Source organism: Embleya sp. AB8 (assembly GCF_049739465.1).
Lineage (GTDB): Bacteria > Actinomycetota > Actinomycetes > Streptomycetales > Streptomycetaceae > Embleya.
The window spans coordinates 85,053-104,962 of sequence record NZ_JBMHHY010000009.1; the positions used below are offsets into that span (position 1 = coordinate 85,053).

Below are 19,910 nucleotides of genomic sequence, written 5' to 3' on the forward strand. Positions count from 1 at the left end.
TAGACCGCTGTTGCGCAGCTGGACCGCGCGGCAACGGGTGTGTGGCCGGCCCCGATCGGGGCCGGCCACAGGTGTGTTCGCGGCCCGCTCAGATCGCCGGCGGCAGGTCCACCAGCGTGCCCAGCGTGGCCCGGTGCCGATCCGCGGTGCCCAGGAGCAGCGCGCAGGCCATCGCCCGCTTCAGGTACAGGTGCGCCGGATGCTCCCACGTGAAGCCGATCCCGCCGTGCATCTGTACACACTCCTCCGTGGTGCGTACCGCGACCTCGCCGCAGTACGCCTGCGCCAACGCCGTGGCCACCGCCGCGTCCGGCGAATCCTCCGCCAGACACGCCGCCGCGTAGCGTGCCGCGGCCCGCGCGGCGGCCAGGTCCGACCACAGGTCGGCGGCGCGATGGCGCAGCGCCTGGAAGGAGCCGATCGGCCGGCCGAACTGGTGCCGGACCTTCAGATACGCCACCGTCTCGGCCAACGCCTGCTCGGCGACGCCCAGTTGCTCGGACGCCAGCAACGCCGCGCCGTAGCGCACCGCGTGCGTCAGCGCGTGCTCCGCGTGCGCCGGCCCGGCCAGCACCCGCCCGGGTACCTGATCCAGCGTCAACTGCCCCACCGGGCGCGTCGCGTCCAGCGAGGTGACCGCCTGCCGGGACAGGCCCGCCGCGTCCCCCGCCACCAGCGCCAGGTGCGGCTCGCCCGCCACCACCACCGGCACCACCAGCAACTCGGCCCGATCCGCGGCCAACACCCCGGTCACCGCGCCGGTCAGCAGCAGCCCGTCGGGGTCGCCCGGATCCGCCGCGCCGGTCACCGACAGCGGAAAGCCCGCGCCCGGCCAACTCGTCGCGGTCACCGCCAGCGTCCCGGTCCGCGTCCCCTCGCCCAACGCCCGCAGTGCCCGGTCGCGCGCCGCGCCGGCCGGCGCCGCCACCAGGGCCGAGGTGGCCAGCACCGCGCTGGCCAGGAACGGCACCGGCGCCACCGCCCGGCCCAACTCCTCCAACGCCACCGCCACTTCCCGCGCGCCCGCGCCGGCCCCACCGAACTCCGCCGGCACCAGCAGCCCGGCCAGGCCCAGTTCGACCGCCACCGCCTTCCACAGGCCCTCGTCGTAGGCCTGATCGGTGTCGATCCGCGCCAACACGTCGTGCCACGCGCACCGATCCCGCAACAACTCGCGCAGCGTGGCCCGCAGTTCCTCCTCGACCTCGCCGTAAAGCAGCGAGGGAGCGCCTTCTTCGAGAACCCCGGACCCGGTCACCGCGGCATCTCCTTCCACGGCACCTTGGTATCGGTACGCGGCTCGCGCGGCAGGTTCAACACCCGGTCCGCGATCACGTTGCGCAACACCTCGGAGGTGCCGCCCTCGATCGAATTGCCCTTGGCCCGCAGGTAGTAGTAGCCCGGTACCCGCGTACCGAACGCGGCCTGGCCCAGCTCGCTGCGCCGCATCGACCACTCGTCGTAGCCCAGGCCCTCCTCGCCGGCCAACTCCAGCCACAACCGGGTCACGTCCTGGTTCAGCCGGGCGTAGGCGATCTTGGCCGCCGACCCCTCCGGGCCGGGTGTCCCGGCCGCCAACTGCTGCCGGATCCGCTCGTTGGCCAACCGCGCCACCTCGCACTCCACCCAGGCCCGCAACACCCGCTCGTGCAGCCCGGGGGTGCGCAACTCGGGCCGATCCCGCCACATCCGGGCCAGCGCGCCGATCGCGTCCGCCTCACGCGCGGTCGCGGCGCCGCCGATGGCCACCCGCTCGTTCATCAGCGTCGTGTTGGACACGCTCCAGCCCTGGCCCACCTCGCCCGCCCGGTGTGCGTCGGGCACGCGCACATCGGTCAGGAACACCTCGTTGAACTCGGCCTGTCCGGTGGCCTGGCGCAGCGGACGCACCTCCACGCCGGGGGAGGTCATGTCCAGGAAGAAGTAGGTCAGCCCCTGATGCTTGGGCAGATCCGGATCGGTACGGGTGAGCAACATCGCCCAGCGCGCCTTGTGTGCGAGCGAGGTCCACACCTTCTGGCCGTTGACGATCCACTGGCCGCCCTCCTCGCGCACCGCCCGGGTGGCCAGGCCCGCCAGGTCGGAGCCGGCGCCGGGCTCGCTGAACAGCTGGCACCAGATCTCCTCGCCGGTCCACAACGGCCGCAACAACCGGGCCCGCAGTTCGGGATCGGCGTGCGCGACCACGGTGGGCGCGCCCATCCCCAGACCGATCGGATTGCGGTAGCCACTGGCCGCCTTCGCGCCCGCGGCCAGCAACTCGGCCTCCACCACCTGCTGCAGCGCCCGCGAGGCACCCAGTCCGCCGCAGCCTGGGGGGAAGTGCACCCACGCCAGGCCCGCGTCGAAACGCCGGCCGAGGAACTCGGTCGAGGACATCGTGGTCGGATCGTGCGCGGCCACCAGATCGGCCACTCTTCGCCGCAGCCCCGCCGCGTCGAGCCCGTGATCGCCCGTCCCGCCACCGGCTTCCCGGTCGGGATCGCGCCCGCCGTCCAGCTCTCGCACCACAGGTGCCTCCGTCCTTCGTCATGACGCCCTGTCCATCGACGCACGACACACCGTCGACAACCGGACCACCTGGATGCTAGGCGCTGAACTCACCGGTAGGAAGCCCGCGCCCGCGCCCCCAACCGGTGCGCCCAGACGATATGTTCGTCTCCCCGTGTGGGCGCGTACACGCACGGACTCCAGCCGGACCTTCCCGGTTTCCGCGCGTCGCAGGGGGTGTCGTAGCAGCCATGACCGCCGATGACATCGAGGCGGGCCTCGCCGCCGAACTCGGCGCGGACGGGGAGTCGGTCATCGAGGCACTGGACGCCTGGTCGGTGCGCACCCCGACGCGGGTCTTCATCCACTACGGCGAACACGGCCTGGACCTCAGCTACGCCGAGGCCAAACGGGCCACCGACACCATCGCCGGCAACCTTTCCCGGGCCGGCATCCGGCGCGGCGACCGGGTGGTGGTGCGCTGTCGCAGCTCCTACGCCGCCGCGCTGTGGATGTTCGGCATCTGGAAGGCCGGCGGGATCTACTGCCCACTGGACCCGGACACGATCGGCAACCTGCTCGTCGAGCAACTGGAGGCCACCCAGCCGGTACTGGTGGTCACCGAACGTGCGCTGGTGCAGGCGTTGGAGGCGGTCCGACCGTATCTGAACCGGCTGCCCAAACTGACCGTGCACGACGCGGTGGGGCCGCGTCCGCCGCACGGCTACCCCGAGATCGCCTACGCCGAGTTCCTGGCCCGCGCGGTGCCGCCGATGGTGGTGATCGACCCGAACGACGCCGGGATGATCGTGCACACCGCCGGGGTGACCGGCCGGCCCAAGGCGGCCGTGCTGCCGCATCGTTGGCTGGCCTCGTACACACTGCTGCTGCGCCGACTCACCACGCCCGAGGACGTGGTGCACGTGGACCTGCCGCCGCACTCGGTCCAGGGCGCCTTCGCCGGGCTGGCCCGGGCGGCCTGGGCGGGCGCCGGGGTGTCGCTGTGGGACCGGTTCCATCCGGTCGACTTCTGGCGCCGGGTGGCGGTGGCCGGGGCGACCAGCGCGGTCCTGACCGAGACCATGGTCGGCTGGCTTTCGGGTGCGCCCGAGCGGCGCGGCGAGCGCGACAACCCGCTGACCAAGGTCTTGATGCAGCCGCTGCCGCCGACCCACCACACCTTCGCGCGCCGGTACGGGATCGACACCGTGGTGGCCGGCTACGGCCAGGTCGAGACCGGCCTGCCGATCGCCGCCGTACTGGTGGGCACCGACCCGAGCGAGGGCACCCCCGCGCCGCTGCGCCGCGGCCTGGGACCGGCGCAGGTCAAGCAGGTGTGCGAGCGGCTGGGCGTACCGGTCCTGGCCCGCGCCTCGATCGTGCGCAAGGGCTGCCTGGGCGGGCCGCTGCCGTTCGCGCGGGTGGCGATCCTGGACGAGCACGACCGGCCGGTGCCGCGCGGGGTGGTCGGCCACCTGGCGATTCGCCCGCACCTGCCCGGCCTGCTGGTCCAGGAGTACCTGGACGACCCGCTGAGCATCGCCGAGGCCACCCGCAACCTGTGGTTCCACACCGGGGACGCTGCGGTCTTCGACGAGGACGACGGGCTGCTGCACTTCGTCGACCGGGTCGTGGACCGGATCCGGATCCGCGGCGAGAACGTGTCCGCGTACCACATCGAGGACCTGGTCAACCAGCATCCGGACATCGCGTACGGCGCGGTGTTCGGGGTGCCCGCGGACCGTGAGGACGAGGACGAGGTGGTGCTGTACGCCGAGCCGGAGCCCGGCCGCCGGCTCGACCCCGACGAGCTACGCGCGTGGTGCGCGCAGTCGTTGCCCGCGTACATGCGGCCGGCGTACGTACGGATCGTGACCCGGATGCCGCGCACGCCCAACGGGCGGGTGGAGAAGTATCGACTGCGCCGGCACTTCCTGGGCCTGGCGGACCGCCCCGGCCCGGTGGTCCGGGCCGTTGCGGTGCCCACCCCGATGCCGGCACCCATGGCCGCGACCCGGCCGGCCCTGGCGCCGGCGCTGTCCCCGGTGCGGTCCGCGCTGCCCCCGTCGTTGCCACCGGCCCCGGGGCGCTGATCGGCGCGGATAGTCGATCCTGCGGATATGTCCGCTTTCCAGCGGGAAGGCGTCAACACGCACGCGGTTCAGCGGGCGTGGCCATATCCGAGGAGCGGCACCCATGGACAGCACGAAGGGCGTGACGGGATCGATCGCCGAATCCGGCGGGGGCCGGCATCGGCGCAATGGCAAGGGATTCGGCTTCGGCCTGTTGGTCGTGCTCGGCACGGTGTTGGTGCTCGGCGGGATCGTCGGCCTGCTCTACGCGGGCCTGGCCACGCTCACCACGATGGTGCTCTTCGGCTGGTTGTTGCTGATCGGCGGTGTGGTCGGCTTCGTGCAGGCCATCCAGGCCCGCAAGGAGAACGCGTTCTGGCTCGTGGTCGCGGTCTCCGCGCTCAACATCGCGGCGGGCATCGTCTTGTTGCGCCGCCCCGAGGTGGCGGCCCAGGCGCTGACCCTGTTCGTCGCACTGCTCCTGCTCGGCGCGGGCATGTTCCGCATCGTGGGCGGCGTCGCGAGCATGTCCGCCCGGATGATCTGGACCATCGGGGTGGGCGTGGTCGACCTGGTCCTGGGCCTGCTGGTACTGGCCGAATGGCCCAGCAGCAGCCGCTACGCGATCGGCACGTTCATCTCCCTGGCCCTGCTCTTCGACGGCCTGAGCCTGGTCAGCCTGGGCCTGACCGGCCGCCGAATCGTCGACATGGTCCGAGAGGCGGATGCCGTCGGCGAATGGCAAGCCGACCAGGCCCCGACCCGAGAAGGCACCCTCAAGGGCCCGGACGCCGTGACGAAGCGCGACGAGGACGTATAGAAGGCGGACGCAATGCCATACGGCGGACGCAACACCCAACGCCGGCCGGGCTATTTATAGCCCGGCCGGCGTTTGAGGCCACTCGGCCTGTCCGGCGCTTGAGGACAAATCAGCCCGGCCGGCGTTTGAGGCCAAGTAGCCCGTCCGGCGCGTGAGGACGCATCGGCCGCAGGCCGGCCATCAACCGCCGTACGGCCGGCGGCTGCGCATCGACCGGGTCGCCTCCGTCCACCACGCCAACTGATCGAGCATCACCGCGGCGGCGGCGTCGGTGCCCGCGACATCGGTCGGCCGGCCGTCGGTGTCGAACCTCTCCCAGGCCATCGGGAACGCCAGGCCGTCGCGGGTGGTGACCATGTGCTGCTCGGCGAAGACCAGGCGCAGTTGTTCGACCGCGCGCAGGCCGCCGGAGATGCCGCCGTAGGAGACGAAGCCGACCGGCTTGCCCTGCCATTCGCCGCGGAACAGGTCGATCATGTTCTTCAGCCCGGCCGGGAAGCTGTGGTTGTACTCGGGCGTGATCACCACGAACGCGTCGGCGGCGGCGAGCCGGGCGCCGACGGCGCCGACCACGGCGGCCGGCTCGCTGCCCCTAGGTGCCCAGACGTCGGGCAGCCGGTCGTGCGCCAGGTCGATGACGTCCACCTCGAAGTCGCCGTGCTCCTCGGCCTTGGCGGCGAACCAGTTCGATACGACCGGGGCGAACCGGCCCTCGCGGGTGCTGCCGACGATCACGGCGAGGCGGTACGAAGTGGCGGTGGCGGCGGTGGTGTTGTCGGTGTGCGTGCCCATGAGATTCCCCAAGCAGGTGACGAGTCTTCGGTCGGCGCGGGGAGGGGTTCCTCCGGGCGACTGGTGAAGACCGTAGAAGTTCAAGTCAACTTGAGGTCAAGCCCACGCTCGGGGCCGGCTCCCGGCGGCCGGCCGGGCCTTGCCGCGCGCTCCGGGTTACCACGCCTGCGCCGCGTCGTCGCGCGGACCGCCGAGGACGGAGACGGCGGCGACCATGGCGAGCGCCACCGCGCCCGCGCACACCATCACGCCGGCGGGGGACGTGGCGTCGACGGCGCCGCCGCCGAGGAGCGCGCCGGTGGCCAGGGCGAGCTGGAACGAGGAGGTGAACACCACCGTCGCGGCCTCCCGGGCCTGCGGGGCGCAGCGCGCGAACCAGGTCTGCGAGCAGGCCGGAACCGCACCGTAGGCCAGCCCCCAGACCACGAGCAGCCCGATCGCGCCCGCGTCCCGGCGGGCCAGGAGCGGGAACAGCAGGGTGGCGGCGGCGATCAGCCCGGCGCAGGTGACGAAGGTCGCGCGCAGGTGCCGGGCCATCGTCACCCCCGCGACGAAGTTCCCGACGATGCCGGCCACCCCGAAGGTCAGCAGGTAGATCCCGATCAGGCCGCGGTCGACGTGGGTGACCTGCTCCAGGAACGGCGTCACGTAGGTGTACGCCCCGAAGTGCGCGATCACGATCAGACAGGTCGCGACCAGGCCGATCCGGGTCCCGGCGCCGCGCAGCAGCGCACGCAACACCTCGGCGCGGGTCACCCGGTGCGCGGGCAGCGGCGGGAGCAGTACGAGCAGGGCAGCCGACACGGCCAGCGCGAGTACGCCCATGACCACGAACGAGGCGCGCCAGCCGATGTGTTCGCCCAACTGTGTACCGGCCGGCAGGCCGAGGACGGAACCGGCCGGTACGGCGGCGAAGATCACCGCGGTCGCCGTACCCACCGCCGCCGGGCGGACCAGGCGCGGCGCCAGGCCGGCCCCGATCGACCAGAACCCGCCGATGACGACGCCGACCAGGGACCGGGCCACCAACACCACCCAGAACGCCGGCGCGATCGCCGCCAGGAAGTTCGCCACCGCCAGCAACACGATCAACGCGACCAGCATGGTCCGCCGGTCGAGCCGCCCGGTGGACACCGTCACCACCGGCGCGCAGACCGCCGCCAGGACCCCCGGCACGGTCATCAACCACCCGGCGGTCCCGTCCGAGACCGCGAACGTGTTCCCGATCGGGGTGAGCAACCCGATCGGCAGGATCTCGGTGGTCACGATCGCGAAGATCCCCAGGAACAGACACCCGACCGCCGGCCAGTACTCCCGAGCCCGCCCCTCCCGCCGCTGCTCCTCGATCGACGACGATCCGGCCGCGCACGCGTCGGCTCCGGTGATAACGGACATGACGTCCCTTTCGGCGGTGTGGGTGAGCCCCCGACCAACGGGGCGTCCCCAGTACAACCGCCCACCCGGGACCCGGTCTGGCGGTATCCCGCCGTCAACGTTCAGGTCGACTTCACCCTTCGCCCCTCCACCCGCCGCCGACTCCATCCCTCCCGCCCCCTGCCTCGGGCGACTCCACCCCGCCCGCTTCCGGGTGGCTTCGCCCCGTCCGCTTCCGGGCGGCTCCGCCCCTTCCGCCCCGGGCGGCGGCTCCGCCTCTGTCGGCCTCCCAGCGGCTCTGCCCCTCCCGCCCCCGCCCCGGGTGGCTTCGCACCCCGCGCCCCTGCCCCGGGTGGCTTCGCGCCCCGCGCCCCTGCCCCGGGTGGCTTCGCGCCCTCCGCCCCGCCCGGGGTGGCTTCGCACCCCGCGCCCGCGCCCGGGGTGGCTTCCTCTCCGTCGGCCTCCTCGCGGCTTCGCCCAGGGCGAACACGGATCGGGGAGGGGCGGGGAACAAAGAGGGGCTCTTGTTTCTTGAGTCGATACAGCGCAAGTTTTTCGACCGTGGCTACTTGAGGGGTATGACATGAGCGAGACCATCGGGACGCTGACCCTGCCGGTTCTTCCGCTGGACGACGTGGTCGTCCTCCCCGGCATGGTGGTCCCGCTCGAACTCGACGACGCGGAGACCCGTGCCGCGGTGGATGCCGCCCGGGCCGCCGCGGGGCGGTCCGGAGGACCCGGTATCCGTAGTGAGAGCAAGGCGCGGGTGCTGCTTGTTCCGCGTGACGACGGGCAATACCCGGCGGTCGGCACGCTCGGGGTGATCGAGCAGGTCGGTCGGCTGCCCGGGGGTGAGTCGGTCGTGGTGGTGCGCGGTGAGGGCCGGGTGCGGATCGGCACCGGTACCACCGGGCCCGGCGCCGCGCTGTGGGTCGAGGCGACCCGGGTGCCGGACGTCGAGGCGGACGAGCAGATCCACGAACTGGCCCGGGAGTACAAGGCCCTGGTCACCACCGTGCTCGGCAAGCGCGGCGCCTGGCAGGTGGTGGACCACGTACAGGCCCTGGAGGACCCCAGCGACCTGGCGGACAACTCCGGCTACGCCCCCTACCTGACGCTGCAGCAGAAGATAGACGTGCTGCAGACCGTGGATGTACGCGAACGGCTGACCAAGGTGGTCGGCTGGACCCGCGACCACCTGGCCGAGCTGGATGTCGCGGAGACGATCCGCAAGGACGTCCAGGAGGGCATGGACAAGCAGCAGCGCGAATTCCTGCTCAAGCAGCAGCTGGCCGCGGTGCGCAAGGAGCTCAACGAGCTCAACGGCACCCCGGACAGCGAGGAGGAGGACTACCGGGCCCGGGTCGAGGCGGCGAACCTGCCGGAGAAGGTGCTGGCGGCGGCGCTCAAGGAGGTCGACAAGCTGGAGCACGCCTCCGACGCGTCGCCCGAGGGCGGCTGGATCCGTACCTGGCTGGACACCGTCCTGGAAATGCCGTGGAACGAGCGCAGCGAGGACGCGTACGACATCGCCGAGGCACGCGCGATCCTGGACGCGGACCACTCCGGTCTGGTCGACGTCAAGGAGCGCATCGTCGAATACCTGGCGGTCCGCAAGCGCCGTGAGGAGCGCGGTCTGGGCGTGGTCGGCGGTCGGCGCTCCGGCGCGGTACTCGCCCTGGTCGGCCCGCCCGGTGTGGGCAAGACCTCGCTCGGCGAGTCGGTGGCGCGCGCGATGGGCCGTTCGTTCGTCCGGGTCGCGCTCGGCGGGGTGCGGGACGAGGCGGAGATCCGCGGTCACCGGCGCACCTACGTCGGCGCGCTGCCGGGTCGGATCGTGCGGGCGATCAAGGAGGCGGGCAGCATGAATCCCGTCGTCCTGCTCGACGAGATCGACAAGGTCGGCTCGGACTACCGCGGCGACCCGACGGCGGCCCTCCTGGAGGTGCTCGACCCGGCCCAGAACCACACCTTCCGCGACCACTACCTCGAGGTCGAACTCGACCTGTCCGACGTGGTGTTCCTGGCCACGGCCAACGTCCTGGAGACCATCCCCGAGCCGCTGCTCGACCGGATGGAACTGGTCCGGCTCGACGGCTACACCGAGGACGAGAAAGTGGTCATCGCCCGGGATCACCTGATCAAGCGTCAGCTCGACAAGGCGGGCCTGGACGAGAGTGAGGTCTCCTTCACCGAGGAGGCGCTGCGGCTGCTGGCGGGCGAGTACACCCGCGAGGCGGGGGTGCGGACCCTGGAGCGCTCGATCGCCCGGGTGTTGCGCAAGGTCGCGGCCGGACAGGCGCTGGACGCGGACGCACACCCGCTGCCGATCGTGGTCGACGCGGGCGACCTGCGCGACTACCTCGGCCGGCCCCGGCACACCCCGGAGTCGCTGCTGAGCAAGGCCGAACAGCGCACGGCGGTGCCGGGCGTGGCCACCGGGCTCGCGGTCACCGGCGCGGGTGGCGACGTGCTCTACATCGAGGCGTCGCTCGCCGACGCCGAGACGGGTGGTACGGGACTGACCCTGACCGGCCAACTCGGCGACGTGATGAAGGAGTCGGCGCAGATCGCGCTGTCCTACCTGCGCTCGCGCGGGGCGGAGCTGGAGGTGCCGGTGGGTGACCTCAAGGACCGCGGCGTGCACATCCACGTGCCCGCCGGCGCGGTCCCCAAGGACGGCCCGAGCGCCGGTGTCACGATGACCACGGCGCTGGTGTCGCTGCTCACCGGGCGGCCGGTCCGCTCGGACGTGGCGATGACCGGCGAGGTCTCGCTGACCGGCCGAGTGCTCCCGATCGGCGGCGTCAAGCAGAAGCTGCTCGCCGCCGAGCGGGCCGGGGTCACCACGATCCTGATCCCCAAGCGCAACGAAGCCGACCTGGATGACGTCCCCAAGGAAATCCTCGCGCGCCTCACCGTGCACGCGGTGGCCGACGTCCGCGAGGTCCTGGAACTGGCCCTGGAACCGGCCAACGCCCCCCACGCCGTGGCCGCCTGACGATCCGTCACCTGCTGCGCGAGTCGCCCTGACGGGCGGCTCGCGCAGCATTTTCGGCCAGGAGCGGACAAGACGGTTGGCGACGAATCTCGATTCGATCACATGATCGGATTGTTTGGTTGCGTCCTGTCATCATGCGCGCATGTCCTATGGAACAGGTGGGGGACCGGGCCGGAGAGGCATTGCCTCTCGGGTCGTGCCCGGGTTTCCGAAGAATGCACAAGTGAAGGCACAAGCCGCGCGCTCATGGCGCGGAGCGGGCCGGCGGGCGGCGGGGGTGGCCGCGCTGCTGGCTTTGTTGGCGATGTCCGGTTGTACGGGCGACGACAAGGGGTCGGCGGGCCCGACGCCCAGTCGCCCCGCAGCCGGCGCGGTCGACACGTTGCCTGCGGCTCCGTCGACCGGCACGCCGCCGACGACCACGCCCGCGTCGTCCGCGCCGCCGACTTCGGCACCGCCGACCGTCGAGCCGCCGAAGCCCGAGCCGCCGAAGCCCGAGCCGCCGGCGGCCCAGGAACCAGCCAAGCAGGATCCGCCGAAGCAGGACCCGCCCCGTCAGGACCCGCCGAAGCAGGACCCACCGAAGCAGGACCCGCCGAAGCAGGATCCGCCCGCCAAGCCCGACCCCGGGCAGGCCGGTTCGGTCCATCCCGGCGCGTTCTGCACGCCGCTCGGCGCCCATGGCACCACGGTCAAGGGCACGCCGATGGTCTGCTCGGAGAAGGCAGGTGACCCCCGGGCCCGTTGGCGAGCCGCCTGACCCCGACCGGCCGTGACCTCGGCCATCGGTGAGATCCGCGCGGCCCCCGGCATCCGCCGGGGGCCGCTCCCGGCTGAGTACACGTACTCATGTGCGCAACACCCCGCCGGCGCAAGACTGTTGCCATGACATCGCCACTGCGCACCAACAACACTCAAGGGTTCTTCGTCCAGGCCGCGCTGTCCTTCGGCGTGTCCCTGACCGCGGTTTTGATCGGGATCGTCTATCTGCCGGTGGACCGGTGGATCCGGGCCTTTCTCGGGCTCGGCGTGCTCTACGTGGTGACCTCCAGCATCACCCTCGCCAAGGTGGTGCGGGACCGGCAGGAGAGCGAGGCCGTGGTCAGCCGGGTCGACCAGGCTCGCCTGGAGAAGTTGCTGACCGACCACGACCTGTTCAAGAACGATCTGGTTTGATCGGGATCCGGGATCCGGGACTCGGCGCCGGGCTACTGCGCCAAGTCCTCGATCGTTTTCAGGATTCGTTTGTCGGACACCGGCTGCGGGGTGCCCAGTGATTGGGCGAAGTAGCTCACCCGCAGTTCCTCCAACTGCCAGCGCACCGCCGCGACCTCGGCCGGGATCGCTGCGCCCTTGGGCTGACGGTCCAGCAGGTCGCGGTAGGCGGCCTGGAGTTGGTGGACCTTCAACATTCGCTCCCGGTCTCGGACCGGGTCCGCCTCCAGGCGTTGCAGGCGACGCTCCATCGCCTGGAGGTAGCGGTGCACGTCCGGCAGTCGGCGCCAGCCCGCGTCGGCCACGAAGCCCTTGTGTACCAACCCCGTGTACTGCGCCTTCAGATCGGCGAGGGCCGGGGCCAGCGCCGGGCTCCGGGTGGTCTTCAGCCGGCCGGCCACGTTGTGCGACGCGCCCAGGATCCGCTCGACCTTGACCACGGTGTCCTCGGTCAGCCGGGGCAGCCCCGCCTTGACCCGGTCGCGCAGCCGGGCGAAGCCCGGCTCGTCCCACACCGGGCCGCCCGCGTCCCGGATCAGCATGTCCGTCGCGCAGGCGAGGATGTCCTCGAAGAGCGGATCGATGCCCCCGTGCGGGTTGTGACTGAGCGTCAGCTTGGCCATGTTGGGCAGCCGACCCTGGATCTGCTTGACCGGGGACTGCACGTTGAGCAGCACCAGGCGCCGCGTCCCGAGCCGCATCGCGCGCAGTTGTTCGGCCTCGCTGTCGAACAGCCGGACCGCCACCGACGTGCCCTCGTCCACCAGCGCCGGATACGCCTTGACCACCAGCGGCCCGCGCCGCTGCTCGACCACGCGCGGCAGTTCGCCGATGCTCCAGCCGGTCAGCCCGGTGCGTTCGATGTCCAGCGTGCTCGCCGCCTCGGACACCGCCGCCCGCATCCGCTCGCGCAGCCGCAGCTTGAGCGCCTCCAGATCCTTGCCCTCGGCCAGTGTGCGCCGGTCGTCGTCCAGGATCCGGAAGGTCATCCGCAGATGCTCGGGCACCTTCGCCAGGTCCCACGTCTCGCGCTTGACCGGCATCCCGGCCATCCGACTCAGCTCGCGCTCCAGCGCGTCCACCAACGAGCCACGCCGGGCCGGGATCCGGGCCAGGATGGCCCGCGCGTAGTCCGGTGCCGGGACGAAACCGCGCCGGATGCCCTTGGGCAGCGCCCGGATGTACGAGGTCACCAACTCCTCGCGTAGGCCCGGGATCTGCCAGTCGAAGCCCTCGCCGGTGAGCTGGTTGAGCACCGCGACGGGGATGTGCGCGGTGACCCCGTCCGCGTTCGAGCCGGGCTCGAACTGGTAGGTCAGCCGGAGTTCGAGCCCCTCGACCACCCACGTGTTCGGGTAGTCCTCCTCGGTGATCCCGCCCGCCTTGGCGTTGATCAGCATCGACTTCTCGAAGCTCAGCAGGTCCGGCTCGGTGCGGTGGGCCTTCTTCCACCACGCGTCGAAGTGCCGTCCGGAGACCACGTCGGCGGGGACCCGCTCGTCGTAGAAGTCGAACAGCGTCTCGTCGTCGACCATGATGTCCCGGCGCCGGGCCCGGTGTTCGAGCTCCTCGACGTCGGCGAGCAGTCGCCGGTTGGCCGCGAAGAACTTGTGATGCGTACGCCAGTCGCCCTCGACCAGGGCGTGCCGGATGAACAGTTCGCGGGACAACTCCGGATCGACCTTGCCGTAGCCGACCTTGCGCGCGGCCACGATCGGCACACCGTAGAGGGTGACCTTCTCGTAGGCCATCACCGCGGCCATCTTCTGTTCCCAGTGCGGCTCGCTGTAGGTGTGCTTGATCAGATGCCCGGCCAGCGGCTCGATCCACTCCGGCTCGATCCGCCCGGCGATCCGGGCCCACAACCGCGAGGTCTCCACCAGTTCGGCCGCCATCACCCAGCGCGGCGGCTTCTTGAACAGCGCCGAGCCGGGGAAGACCGAGAAGCGGGTACCGCGCGCGCCGCCGTACTCGCGCTTGGCCGGGTCCATCAGGCCGATGTGCGAGAGCAGCCCGGACAGGATCGCGGTGTGGATGTGCTGCGTGTTCGGCTCCTGCGGCTCGCCGCTCGCCTCGATCCCGAGGGATTTGGCGGCCGAGCGCAACTGGCTGTGCAGGTCCTGCCATTCGCGTATGCGCAGGTAGTGCAGGAACTCGCTCTTGCACAACTTGCGGAACCGGCTCGAGGACAGCTCGTCGCGCTGTTCCTTGATGTAGTTCCACAGGTTGAGGTAGGCGAGGAAGTCGGATTCCTTGTCCGCGAACCGCGCGTGCAACTGGTCGGCGTGCTGCTGGTGTTCGGCCGGTCGCTCGCGCGGGTCCTGGATGGACAGCGCGGACGCGATGATCAGCACCTCGCGGACCACGCCGTTGCGGTCCGCCTCCAGGATCATCCGGGCCAGGCGCGGGTCCACCGGCAGCTGGGACAACTTGCGGCCGACCGGGGTCAGCCGCTTGCGTACGTCCGCCTCGTCCGGGTCCAACGCGCCCAGTTCCTGGAGCAGTTGCACGCCGTCCTTGATGTTGCGCCGATCCGGCGGCTCGACGAACGGGAACGCGGCGATGTCGCCCAGACCGAGCGCGGTCATCTGCAGGATGACCGAGGCCAGATTGGTGCGCAGGATCTCCGGATCGGTGAACTCGGGCCGCGACTCGAAGTCTTCCTCGCTGTAGAGCCGGATGCAGATCCCGTCCGAGGTGCGCCCGCTGCGGCCCTTGCGCTGGTTGGCGCTGGCCTGCGAGATCGCCTCGATCGGCAACCGCTGCACCTTGGTGCGCAGGCTGTACCGGGAGATCCGGGCGGTACCGGGGTCGATCACGTATTTGATGCCCGGCACGGTCAGCGAGGTCTCCGCGACGTTGGTCGCGAGCACGATCCGCCGCCCGGTGTGCTGCTGGAAGACCCGGTGTTGCTCGGCGGCGGACAGCCGCGCGTACAGGGGGAGTACCTCGGTGTTGCGCAACTGGCGTTTGTTGAGCGCCTCGGCGGTGTCCCGGATCTCCCGCTCGCCGCTGAGGAAGACCAGGATGTCGCCGTGCGGCTCGGTGATCAGCTCGTCCACCGCGTCGCTGATCGCCTGTACCTGGTCGCGGTCGTCGGCGCGCCGCCGGCCGCCGCCCTCCTCGTCGTCCTCGTCCTCGTCGGCCTCGGCGACCAGTGGCCGATAGCGCACCTCGACCGGATACGTACGCCCCGAGACCTCGATGATCGGCGCCTCGTCGAAGTGCTGCGAGAAGCGCTCCGGGTCGATGGTCGCGGAGGTGATGACCACCTTGAGGTCCGGGCGGCGCGGCAACAACTGTTTGAGGTAGCCGAGCAGGAAGTCGATGTTGAGGCTGCGTTCGTGCGCCTCGTCGATGATCAGCGTGTCGTATTGGCGCAGCAGCCGGTCGTTCTGCACCTCGGCCAGCAGGATGCCGTCGGTCATCAGTTTGACCAGTGTGCTGTCGCTCGACTGGTCGTTGAAGCGCACCTTGTAGCCGACCACATCGCCCAGTTGGCCGCCCAGTTCCTCGGCGATCCGGTCGCCGACGGTGCGGGCGGCGATCCGGCGCGGCTGGGTGTGCCCGATCAGGCCCTGGACACCGCGGCCCAGCTCCAGACAGATCTTCGGGATCTGGGTGGTCTTGCCGGAGCCGGTCTCGCCGGCGACGATGACGACCTGGTGGTCGCGGATCGCGGCGAGGATGTCGTCCTTCTTCTGGCTGACCGGCAGCGCCGCGGGATAGGCGATTTCGGGCACGGCGGCGCGCCGGTTCGCGACCCGCGTCTCGGCGGCGTCGAACGCGGTGATCAGGCTCTCGGTCTCGGCGGCCTGCTGTGGACCCCGACGACTTTTCCGGGTCCGGTCCAGGCGCCGGCGCAGACGGTCCTGATCCCGGAGCATCAGGTGGGGCAGGCGCGCCTCGAGGTCGGCGAGCTGAGATGTGGCTACTGGCGTTCCCATTACGGGGTCAAGGATAAGTGGCACCCCGGGGGCGCAAGCCAGCGGATTACTTCCGGGGGGCGGCGCGGGTCGGATTCCGGGGCACCGGCGTCTGTCCGGTCAATTGTTGAACGTAGAACTACTTGCTATTCTGGTGCCATGGACACGACCACCCCGCAGCGCATGCCCGTCCTCTATCTCGGCCACGGTGCGCCGCCGCTCGCGGACGACGTGCGGTGGACCGGCCAGCTGGCCGCCTGGTCCGCCGACCTGCCCCGGCCGACCGCGATCCTGATGGTGTCCGCGCACTGGGAGGACGCGCCGATCGCCCTCGGTGCGACCCGGACGATTCCGCTGGTGTACGACTTCGGCGGCTTCCCCGAGCACTACTATCGGGTCACCTACCCGGCCCCCGGCGCACCGGAGCTGGCCGCGCGGGTGCGCGCGCTGCTCGGACCGAATGTGCAGGACGTACCGGAGCGCGGCCTGGACCACGGGGCGTACGTACCGCTGGTCGAGATGTATCCGGACGCCGACGTGCCGGTGCTCCAGATGTCGCTGCCCACCCTGGACCCGGTCGAGCTGTACCGGGTCGGCGTGCGGCTCGCGCCGCTGCGCGACGAGGGTGTGCTGATCGTGGGCAGCGGCTTCTTCACCCACAACCTGCGCGGCCTGGACCCCCGGGCGGACGCGCCGGCGCCGACCTGGTCGACCGAGTTCGACCACTGGGGCGACGAGGCGTTTCGGCTCGGCGACGTGGACGCGCTGCTCGACTTCACCCACAAGGCGCCGGCGGCGCGCCTGGCGCATCCGCGTACCGAGCACCTCGCGCCGCTGTTCCTCTCGCTCGGCGCCGGACACCAGGATCTGGGCAACCTGAACCAGGTGATCGACGGGTTCTGGTTCGGCCTCTCCAAACGATCGATCCAACTGGGCTGAGCCGGCGGGCGGATCCGGTCGGCGGATCCGACCGGGCCGAGTGGACCGGCCGAGCCGGCCGAGCCGGCCCGGCCGAGGCGGGCCCACGCCGACGTGGTGCGCCGAACGGGGCGGTTCGAAACACGTCATTGTCGTAAATAGCCGGAACCGCGCCATGGCGCGCCACCGGAGACGTAACGTAGCCGCATGGCTGCCAGAACCCTCCCGCAGAGCTGCGTGGGCGTCGGTTGCATGCTCGTGCGCGAGCACCTGGACACCGAACGACACTTCTGGGCGGCGCGGTTCTTCCCGTCCGGCGGAGTGCGGGAGGACAGCGGATTGCTCGTCGCGCTGTTGATGGCGTCGGCGCTGCATCGGGTCGCACGCGGCATGGGCATGGCGGAAACCGACCCGGACGCGGTGATGCGGGTGCCCGTGCTGCCCGCGCACGCGCTGCTGCGCACCGATCGGGACGCGATCGAGGCCGCCCGCAGCTTCCCCAACCCGGCCGAACTCGACGAGTTCCACACCCGGTTGACCCGGCTGTGCCCGGGCCGCGACGCGGTCTGGCCCTCGGTTCGCTGGACGGCCGAGGACCTCCTGCTGGTCTACGCGCACGCCGCCGCCACGCGCCGCGTCGTGCCGACCCTGGATCCGATCCGGGCCCTGGCCGACATCGGCCCGGACCTGACGGTGGCGGGCCTGTGGGAGGAGTGAGCCGAGCCACCACGCGCCGAGGTCCCCCGCCCCGGTACGGGACGAGGGACCTCGGTGGTTCGGCTCCGCCGGCTCAGCCCTCGTCGGCCGGGGTCAGGTCGCTCTCGTAGTGCACGATCGTCGGCGGGACCGCGAAGAACTCGCCGACGATGCCGCGCCATTGCGGGAACAGCTCCGACTCGCGAAAGCCCACGGTGTGCGCCTCCAGCGTCTCCCAGCCGACCAGGAGCAGGTACGACGTGGGCGACTCGACCTGGCGAACCAGGCGCGCCCAGCGGAAACCGGCGGACTTCGCGAGCACCTCGCGGCCACGCGGGAACGCGGCCTCGAAGTCGGCCTCGCGACCGGCGGTGACGGTGATGTCCGCGTGTTCGATGATCATGTCAAGCTCCGGACTGGGTCGGATCGGATCGGGGCGACCGGTCGATCATCCCGAACCGCCCCGGCGCGGTCGGCGCCGGGGCGCTTCGCCACGCCGGGTCCGGGCGTCGTCAGTGGAACCAGTGCCGCTTCTTGCGGGTGATCTGGTAGCCCAGGATGCCGAACACCACGGCGACGAACGTCGCCATCGCGGTCCAGAACCAGCGGGCGTTCGGGCCGTCCATCCACTTCCACTGGTACCAGTGGTCGCTTTCCCGGTCCCACGGCACCGACCGGGTGTCCGCGGTCTGCCCGCTCTTGAGCACCGAGCCGGCCTTGGTGATCGGCACCAGCGGGTCGGCGAGCTTGCGGTCCGAGGTCGGTACCTGGTCGTCGCCGCTCTTGGTGTCCACCTGCACCGCGACCTTGACCGCGGTGCCCGCGTCCAGGTCGGGCACGTCCATCGCGGCGACCCGGACGAAGTACATCCCGGGCAGCGGGTCGGTCGACCACGGCTCGGCCCAGTCCCGGACCGTGCGCGGCGTACAGGTCAGCGCGAGCTTGGCGTCGGTCTTCTGCGCGGTGGCGACCTGCTTGCCCTCCACGCACGGCTGACGCCGGCGCAGGCCGTCGTAGATCTCGATCCGGTAGGTGACCGGGCCGGTACGCGCGTTGGCCGGGGCCAGGTCCAGATCGACCTTGGCGTGGATCTCCTTGCCCGCCTTGGCCGGGAAGCGCCAGTACAGGTATTCGCCCTCGGTCGCCGACCAGCGGGCCTCCTCGCCGAGCTTGAGCGTGCCCGCGCCCTGGAACGAGGTTCCCGGCGGCACGTCCTGATCGGCCAGCGCCGGGCCCGCGAACAGCGTCACGCCCACGAACGCGGCGGCCACCGCCGCGAGCGTGCGCTTCAGTCCACCGATCGCCGTCGTCATGACATCGCCTTTCCGAGAGCCTTGAACGCCCGGCGCAGCCAGCCGGCCAGGATGCCGGCGACCAGCCCGAACCCGGCGAGCACGCCCAGGAACACCCAACCGCGGCCCAGACCGTGCACGTTCGCGGCCTTGTTGTCCGTGGCCTTGACCAGGTCGACCGTCAACTCGAGCGGCAGGCCCGGCTTGGTGGCCACATTGGGCTGTGCGGCGAACGCGTTGGTGACGACCACACAGACCGTCCTGGTCTTCGCGTGCTCGTTGTCAGTCTTGTACGGGTAGCGGAACCCGGCCGACTGCACGTCGGTACGCCCGTTGCCCGCACCGGCGTTGCCGACCAGCTCGCGCCCGTCCTCACTGAACGCGGTGACCGTCACGTCGTAGTCGCGTGCCACCTTGCGGTCCGCGCCCACCGTCGCGGTGGCCCGCAACTCCTGGTTGGGCTTGACCGGGACCTTGTACCACAGGTGTTGACCGAACTCCTCGCGGTCGCTGTACACGCCGGGCGCGAGCAACGGCGCGTCCTGGCAGCCGTTGGGGCTGCCCTTGACCGCCGCCGGGGTCTCGTCCGCCTCGCGCACCGCGCGCTTGACGATCTGCTGGACCTTTTGCGAAAGCTCGTCCGAGCTGCCCACCGACGTGTAGGTGCCGCCGGTGGCCTCGGCGATGCAGGAGAGCTGGCGACGGGTGTTGTCGTCCGGGACCAGACCGAGGGTGTCCACCACCAGGTTGAGCCCGGAGGCGGCCAACTCGCGGGCCACGTCGCACGGGTCGGGCGGCGCGCAGGTCTCCTCGCCGTCGGTGATCAGCACGATGCGGCGGGTGCCGGCGCCGGTGCCCAGGTCCTTGGCGGCCTCGCGCAGGGACAGTGCGATCGGGGTCCAGCCGGTCGGCTGGAGCTTGGCGATCTCGTTCTTGATCACGACCTTGTTCGGCCTGCCGACCGGCGCCAACTGCTGGGTGTCGACGCAGCCCTTGACCTTGTCGTTGCCCGGGTACGTCGCACCCAGGACCCGGACGCCGAAGTCGGCCGGTTCCGGGACGCCGTCCACGACCTCGTTGAAGGCCTTCTTCGCGGCGTCGATGCGGGTCATCCCGCCGGCGTCGTTGGTCTTCATCGAGCCGCTCACGTCGAGGATCAACTCGACCTTCGGTGGCGGCGCGGTCGGATTGGTCTCGTCGGCCATCGCGGACGGTGCGGAACCGCCCACGATGGCCAAGGTCGTCAGCAGGCCGATCAAACCGGCCCCGACCTTTCGCATCTTGATCGTCGTCACGGGGGAGGATCCTACGGAT

15 protein-coding genes are annotated in these 19,910 nt (G+C 71.2%); 7 read left to right on the forward strand and 8 right to left on the reverse strand.

The window, feature by feature from the left end:
• Positions 1 to 88: 88 nt before the first annotated feature.
• Both ABIA38_RS14735 and ABIA38_RS14740 read right to left on the reverse strand, forming a co-directional pair.
• Positions 89 to 1,258, reverse strand: a complete 1,170-nt coding sequence (locus ABIA38_RS14735; RefSeq protein WP_424639059.1) for an acyl-CoA dehydrogenase family protein — start codon at positions 1,256 to 1,258, stop codon at positions 89 to 91.
• Complete coding sequence (locus ABIA38_RS14740; RefSeq protein WP_424639252.1) at positions 1,255 to 2,499, reverse strand: acyl-CoA dehydrogenase family protein; 1,245 nt, start codon at positions 2,497 to 2,499, stop codon at positions 1,255 to 1,257. The genes ABIA38_RS14735 and ABIA38_RS14740 overlap by 4 nt, the downstream gene beginning before the upstream one ends.
• Positions 2,500 to 2,741: 242 nt before the next feature.
• Between ABIA38_RS14740 and ABIA38_RS14745 the strand changes: the two genes are divergently transcribed.
• Positions 2,742 to 4,583, forward strand: a complete 1,842-nt coding sequence (locus ABIA38_RS14745) for an AMP-binding protein (protein ID WP_424639060.1) — start codon at positions 2,742 to 2,744, stop codon at positions 4,581 to 4,583.
• 103 nt (positions 4,584 to 4,686) lie between these two features.
• On the forward strand, positions 4,687 to 5,382 hold the full coding sequence (locus ABIA38_RS14750) for an HdeD family acid-resistance protein (protein ID WP_424639061.1): 696 nt from the start codon (positions 4,687 to 4,689) through the stop codon (positions 5,380 to 5,382).
• 180 nt (positions 5,383 to 5,562) lie between these two features.
• Here ABIA38_RS14750 and ABIA38_RS14755 read toward each other — a convergent pair whose 3' ends face one another.
• Both ABIA38_RS14755 and ABIA38_RS14760 read right to left on the reverse strand, forming a co-directional pair.
• Complete coding sequence (locus ABIA38_RS14755) at positions 5,563 to 6,174, reverse strand: NADPH-dependent FMN reductase (RefSeq protein ID WP_424639062.1); 612 nt, start codon at positions 6,172 to 6,174, stop codon at positions 5,563 to 5,565.
• A gap of 156 nt (positions 6,175 to 6,330) precedes the next feature.
• Positions 6,331 to 7,569: an MFS transporter gene (locus ABIA38_RS14760; RefSeq protein ID WP_424639063.1), complete on the reverse strand. Its 1,239-nt coding sequence runs from the start codon at positions 7,567 to 7,569 to the stop codon at positions 6,331 to 6,333.
• A 562-nt stretch (positions 7,570 to 8,131) separates the two neighbouring features.
• Between ABIA38_RS14760 and lon the strand changes: the two genes are divergently transcribed.
• The 3 genes from lon to ABIA38_RS14775 all read left to right on the forward strand — a co-directional run bounded on the left by lon (position 8,132) and on the right by ABIA38_RS14775 (position 11,725).
• Positions 8,132 to 10,549 carry an endopeptidase La gene (lon, locus tag ABIA38_RS14765; RefSeq protein ID WP_424639064.1) on the forward strand — a complete coding sequence of 806 codons (2,418 nt, stop codon included), beginning with the start codon at positions 8,132 to 8,134 and terminating at the stop codon, positions 10,547 to 10,549.
• Positions 10,550 to 10,772: 223 nt separating this feature from the next.
• Positions 10,773 to 11,309: a hypothetical protein gene (locus ABIA38_RS14770; protein ID WP_424639065.1), complete on the forward strand. Its 537-nt coding sequence runs from the start codon at positions 10,773 to 10,775 to the stop codon at positions 11,307 to 11,309.
• Positions 11,310 to 11,434: 125 nt separating this feature from the next.
• Positions 11,435 to 11,725 (forward strand): YiaA/YiaB family inner membrane protein, encoded by a 291-nt coding sequence (locus ABIA38_RS14775; protein ID WP_424639066.1) that lies wholly within the window; start codon positions 11,435 to 11,437, stop codon positions 11,723 to 11,725.
• A gap of 32 nt (positions 11,726 to 11,757) precedes the next feature.
• Here ABIA38_RS14775 and hrpA read toward each other — a convergent pair whose 3' ends face one another.
• Positions 11,758 to 15,711, reverse strand: coding sequence for an ATP-dependent RNA helicase HrpA (gene hrpA, locus ABIA38_RS14780; protein ID WP_424639067.1), 3,954 nt, complete (start codon positions 15,709 to 15,711; stop codon positions 11,758 to 11,760).
• Between the two features lie 138 nt (positions 15,712 to 15,849).
• On the opposite strand from hrpA, the gene ABIA38_RS14785 reads away from it, so the two are divergent.
• Together ABIA38_RS14785 and ABIA38_RS14790 are read left to right on the forward strand one after the other, a co-directional pair.
• The gene (locus ABIA38_RS14785) at positions 15,850 to 16,629 is read left to right on the forward strand and encodes a dioxygenase (RefSeq protein ID WP_424639068.1); all 780 of its coding nucleotides are present in this window, start codon (positions 15,850 to 15,852) and stop codon (positions 16,627 to 16,629) included.
• A 186-nt stretch (positions 16,630 to 16,815) separates the two neighbouring features.
• The gene (locus ABIA38_RS14790) at positions 16,816 to 17,325 is read left to right on the forward strand and encodes a hypothetical protein (protein WP_424639069.1); all 510 of its coding nucleotides are present in this window, start codon (positions 16,816 to 16,818) and stop codon (positions 17,323 to 17,325) included.
• A 73-nt stretch (positions 17,326 to 17,398) separates the two neighbouring features.
• On the opposite strand, the gene ABIA38_RS14795 is transcribed toward ABIA38_RS14790, so the two are convergent.
• From ABIA38_RS14795 to ABIA38_RS14805, 3 genes are all read right to left on the reverse strand, one after another.
• Positions 17,399 to 17,707 carry an antibiotic biosynthesis monooxygenase family protein gene (locus ABIA38_RS14795; RefSeq protein ID WP_424639070.1) on the reverse strand — a complete coding sequence of 103 codons (309 nt, stop codon included), beginning with the start codon at positions 17,705 to 17,707 and terminating at the stop codon, positions 17,399 to 17,401.
• Positions 17,708 to 17,816: 109 nt separating this feature from the next.
• A complete protein-coding gene (locus ABIA38_RS14800; protein ID WP_424639071.1) occupies positions 17,817 to 18,617 on the reverse strand; it encodes a peptidase in 801 nt (266 codons plus the stop codon).
• Complete coding sequence (locus ABIA38_RS14805) at positions 18,614 to 19,876, reverse strand: VWA domain-containing protein (RefSeq protein ID WP_424639253.1); 1,263 nt, start codon at positions 19,874 to 19,876, stop codon at positions 18,614 to 18,616. The genes ABIA38_RS14800 and ABIA38_RS14805 overlap by 4 nt, the downstream gene beginning before the upstream one ends.
• Positions 19,877 to 19,910 lie beyond the last annotated feature (34 nt).

Coding starts and splice junctions, on each gene's coding strand:
- hrpA (WP_424639067.1), bottom strand. CDS start 15,711: ATGGGAACGCCAGTAGCCACATCTCAGCTCGCCGACCTCGAGGCGCGC.
- ABIA38_RS14790 (WP_424639069.1), top strand. CDS start 16,816: ATGGCTGCCAGAACCCTCCCGCAGAGCTGCGTGGGCGTCGGTTGCATG.
- ABIA38_RS14800 (WP_424639071.1), bottom strand. CDS start 18,617: ATGACGACGGCGATCGGTGGACTGAAGCGCACGCTCGCGGCGGTGGCC.
- ABIA38_RS14755 (WP_424639062.1), bottom strand. CDS start 6,174: ATGGGCACGCACACCGACAACACCACCGCCGCCACCGCCACTTCGTAC.
- ABIA38_RS14785 (WP_424639068.1), top strand. CDS start 15,850: ATGGACACGACCACCCCGCAGCGCATGCCCGTCCTCTATCTCGGCCAC.
- ABIA38_RS14795 (WP_424639070.1), bottom strand. CDS start 17,707: ATGATCATCGAACACGCGGACATCACCGTCACCGCCGGTCGCGAGGCC.
- ABIA38_RS14750 (WP_424639061.1), top strand. CDS start 4,687: ATGGACAGCACGAAGGGCGTGACGGGATCGATCGCCGAATCCGGCGGG.
- ABIA38_RS14745 (WP_424639060.1), top strand. CDS start 2,742: ATGACCGCCGATGACATCGAGGCGGGCCTCGCCGCCGAACTCGGCGCG.
- lon (WP_424639064.1), top strand. CDS start 8,132: ATGAGCGAGACCATCGGGACGCTGACCCTGCCGGTTCTTCCGCTGGAC.
- ABIA38_RS14775 (WP_424639066.1), top strand. CDS start 11,435: ATGACATCGCCACTGCGCACCAACAACACTCAAGGGTTCTTCGTCCAG.
- ABIA38_RS14805 (WP_424639253.1), bottom strand. CDS start 19,876: ATGCGAAAGGTCGGGGCCGGTTTGATCGGCCTGCTGACGACCTTGGCC.
- ABIA38_RS14760 (WP_424639063.1), bottom strand. CDS start 7,569: ATGTCCGTTATCACCGGAGCCGACGCGTGCGCGGCCGGATCGTCGTCG.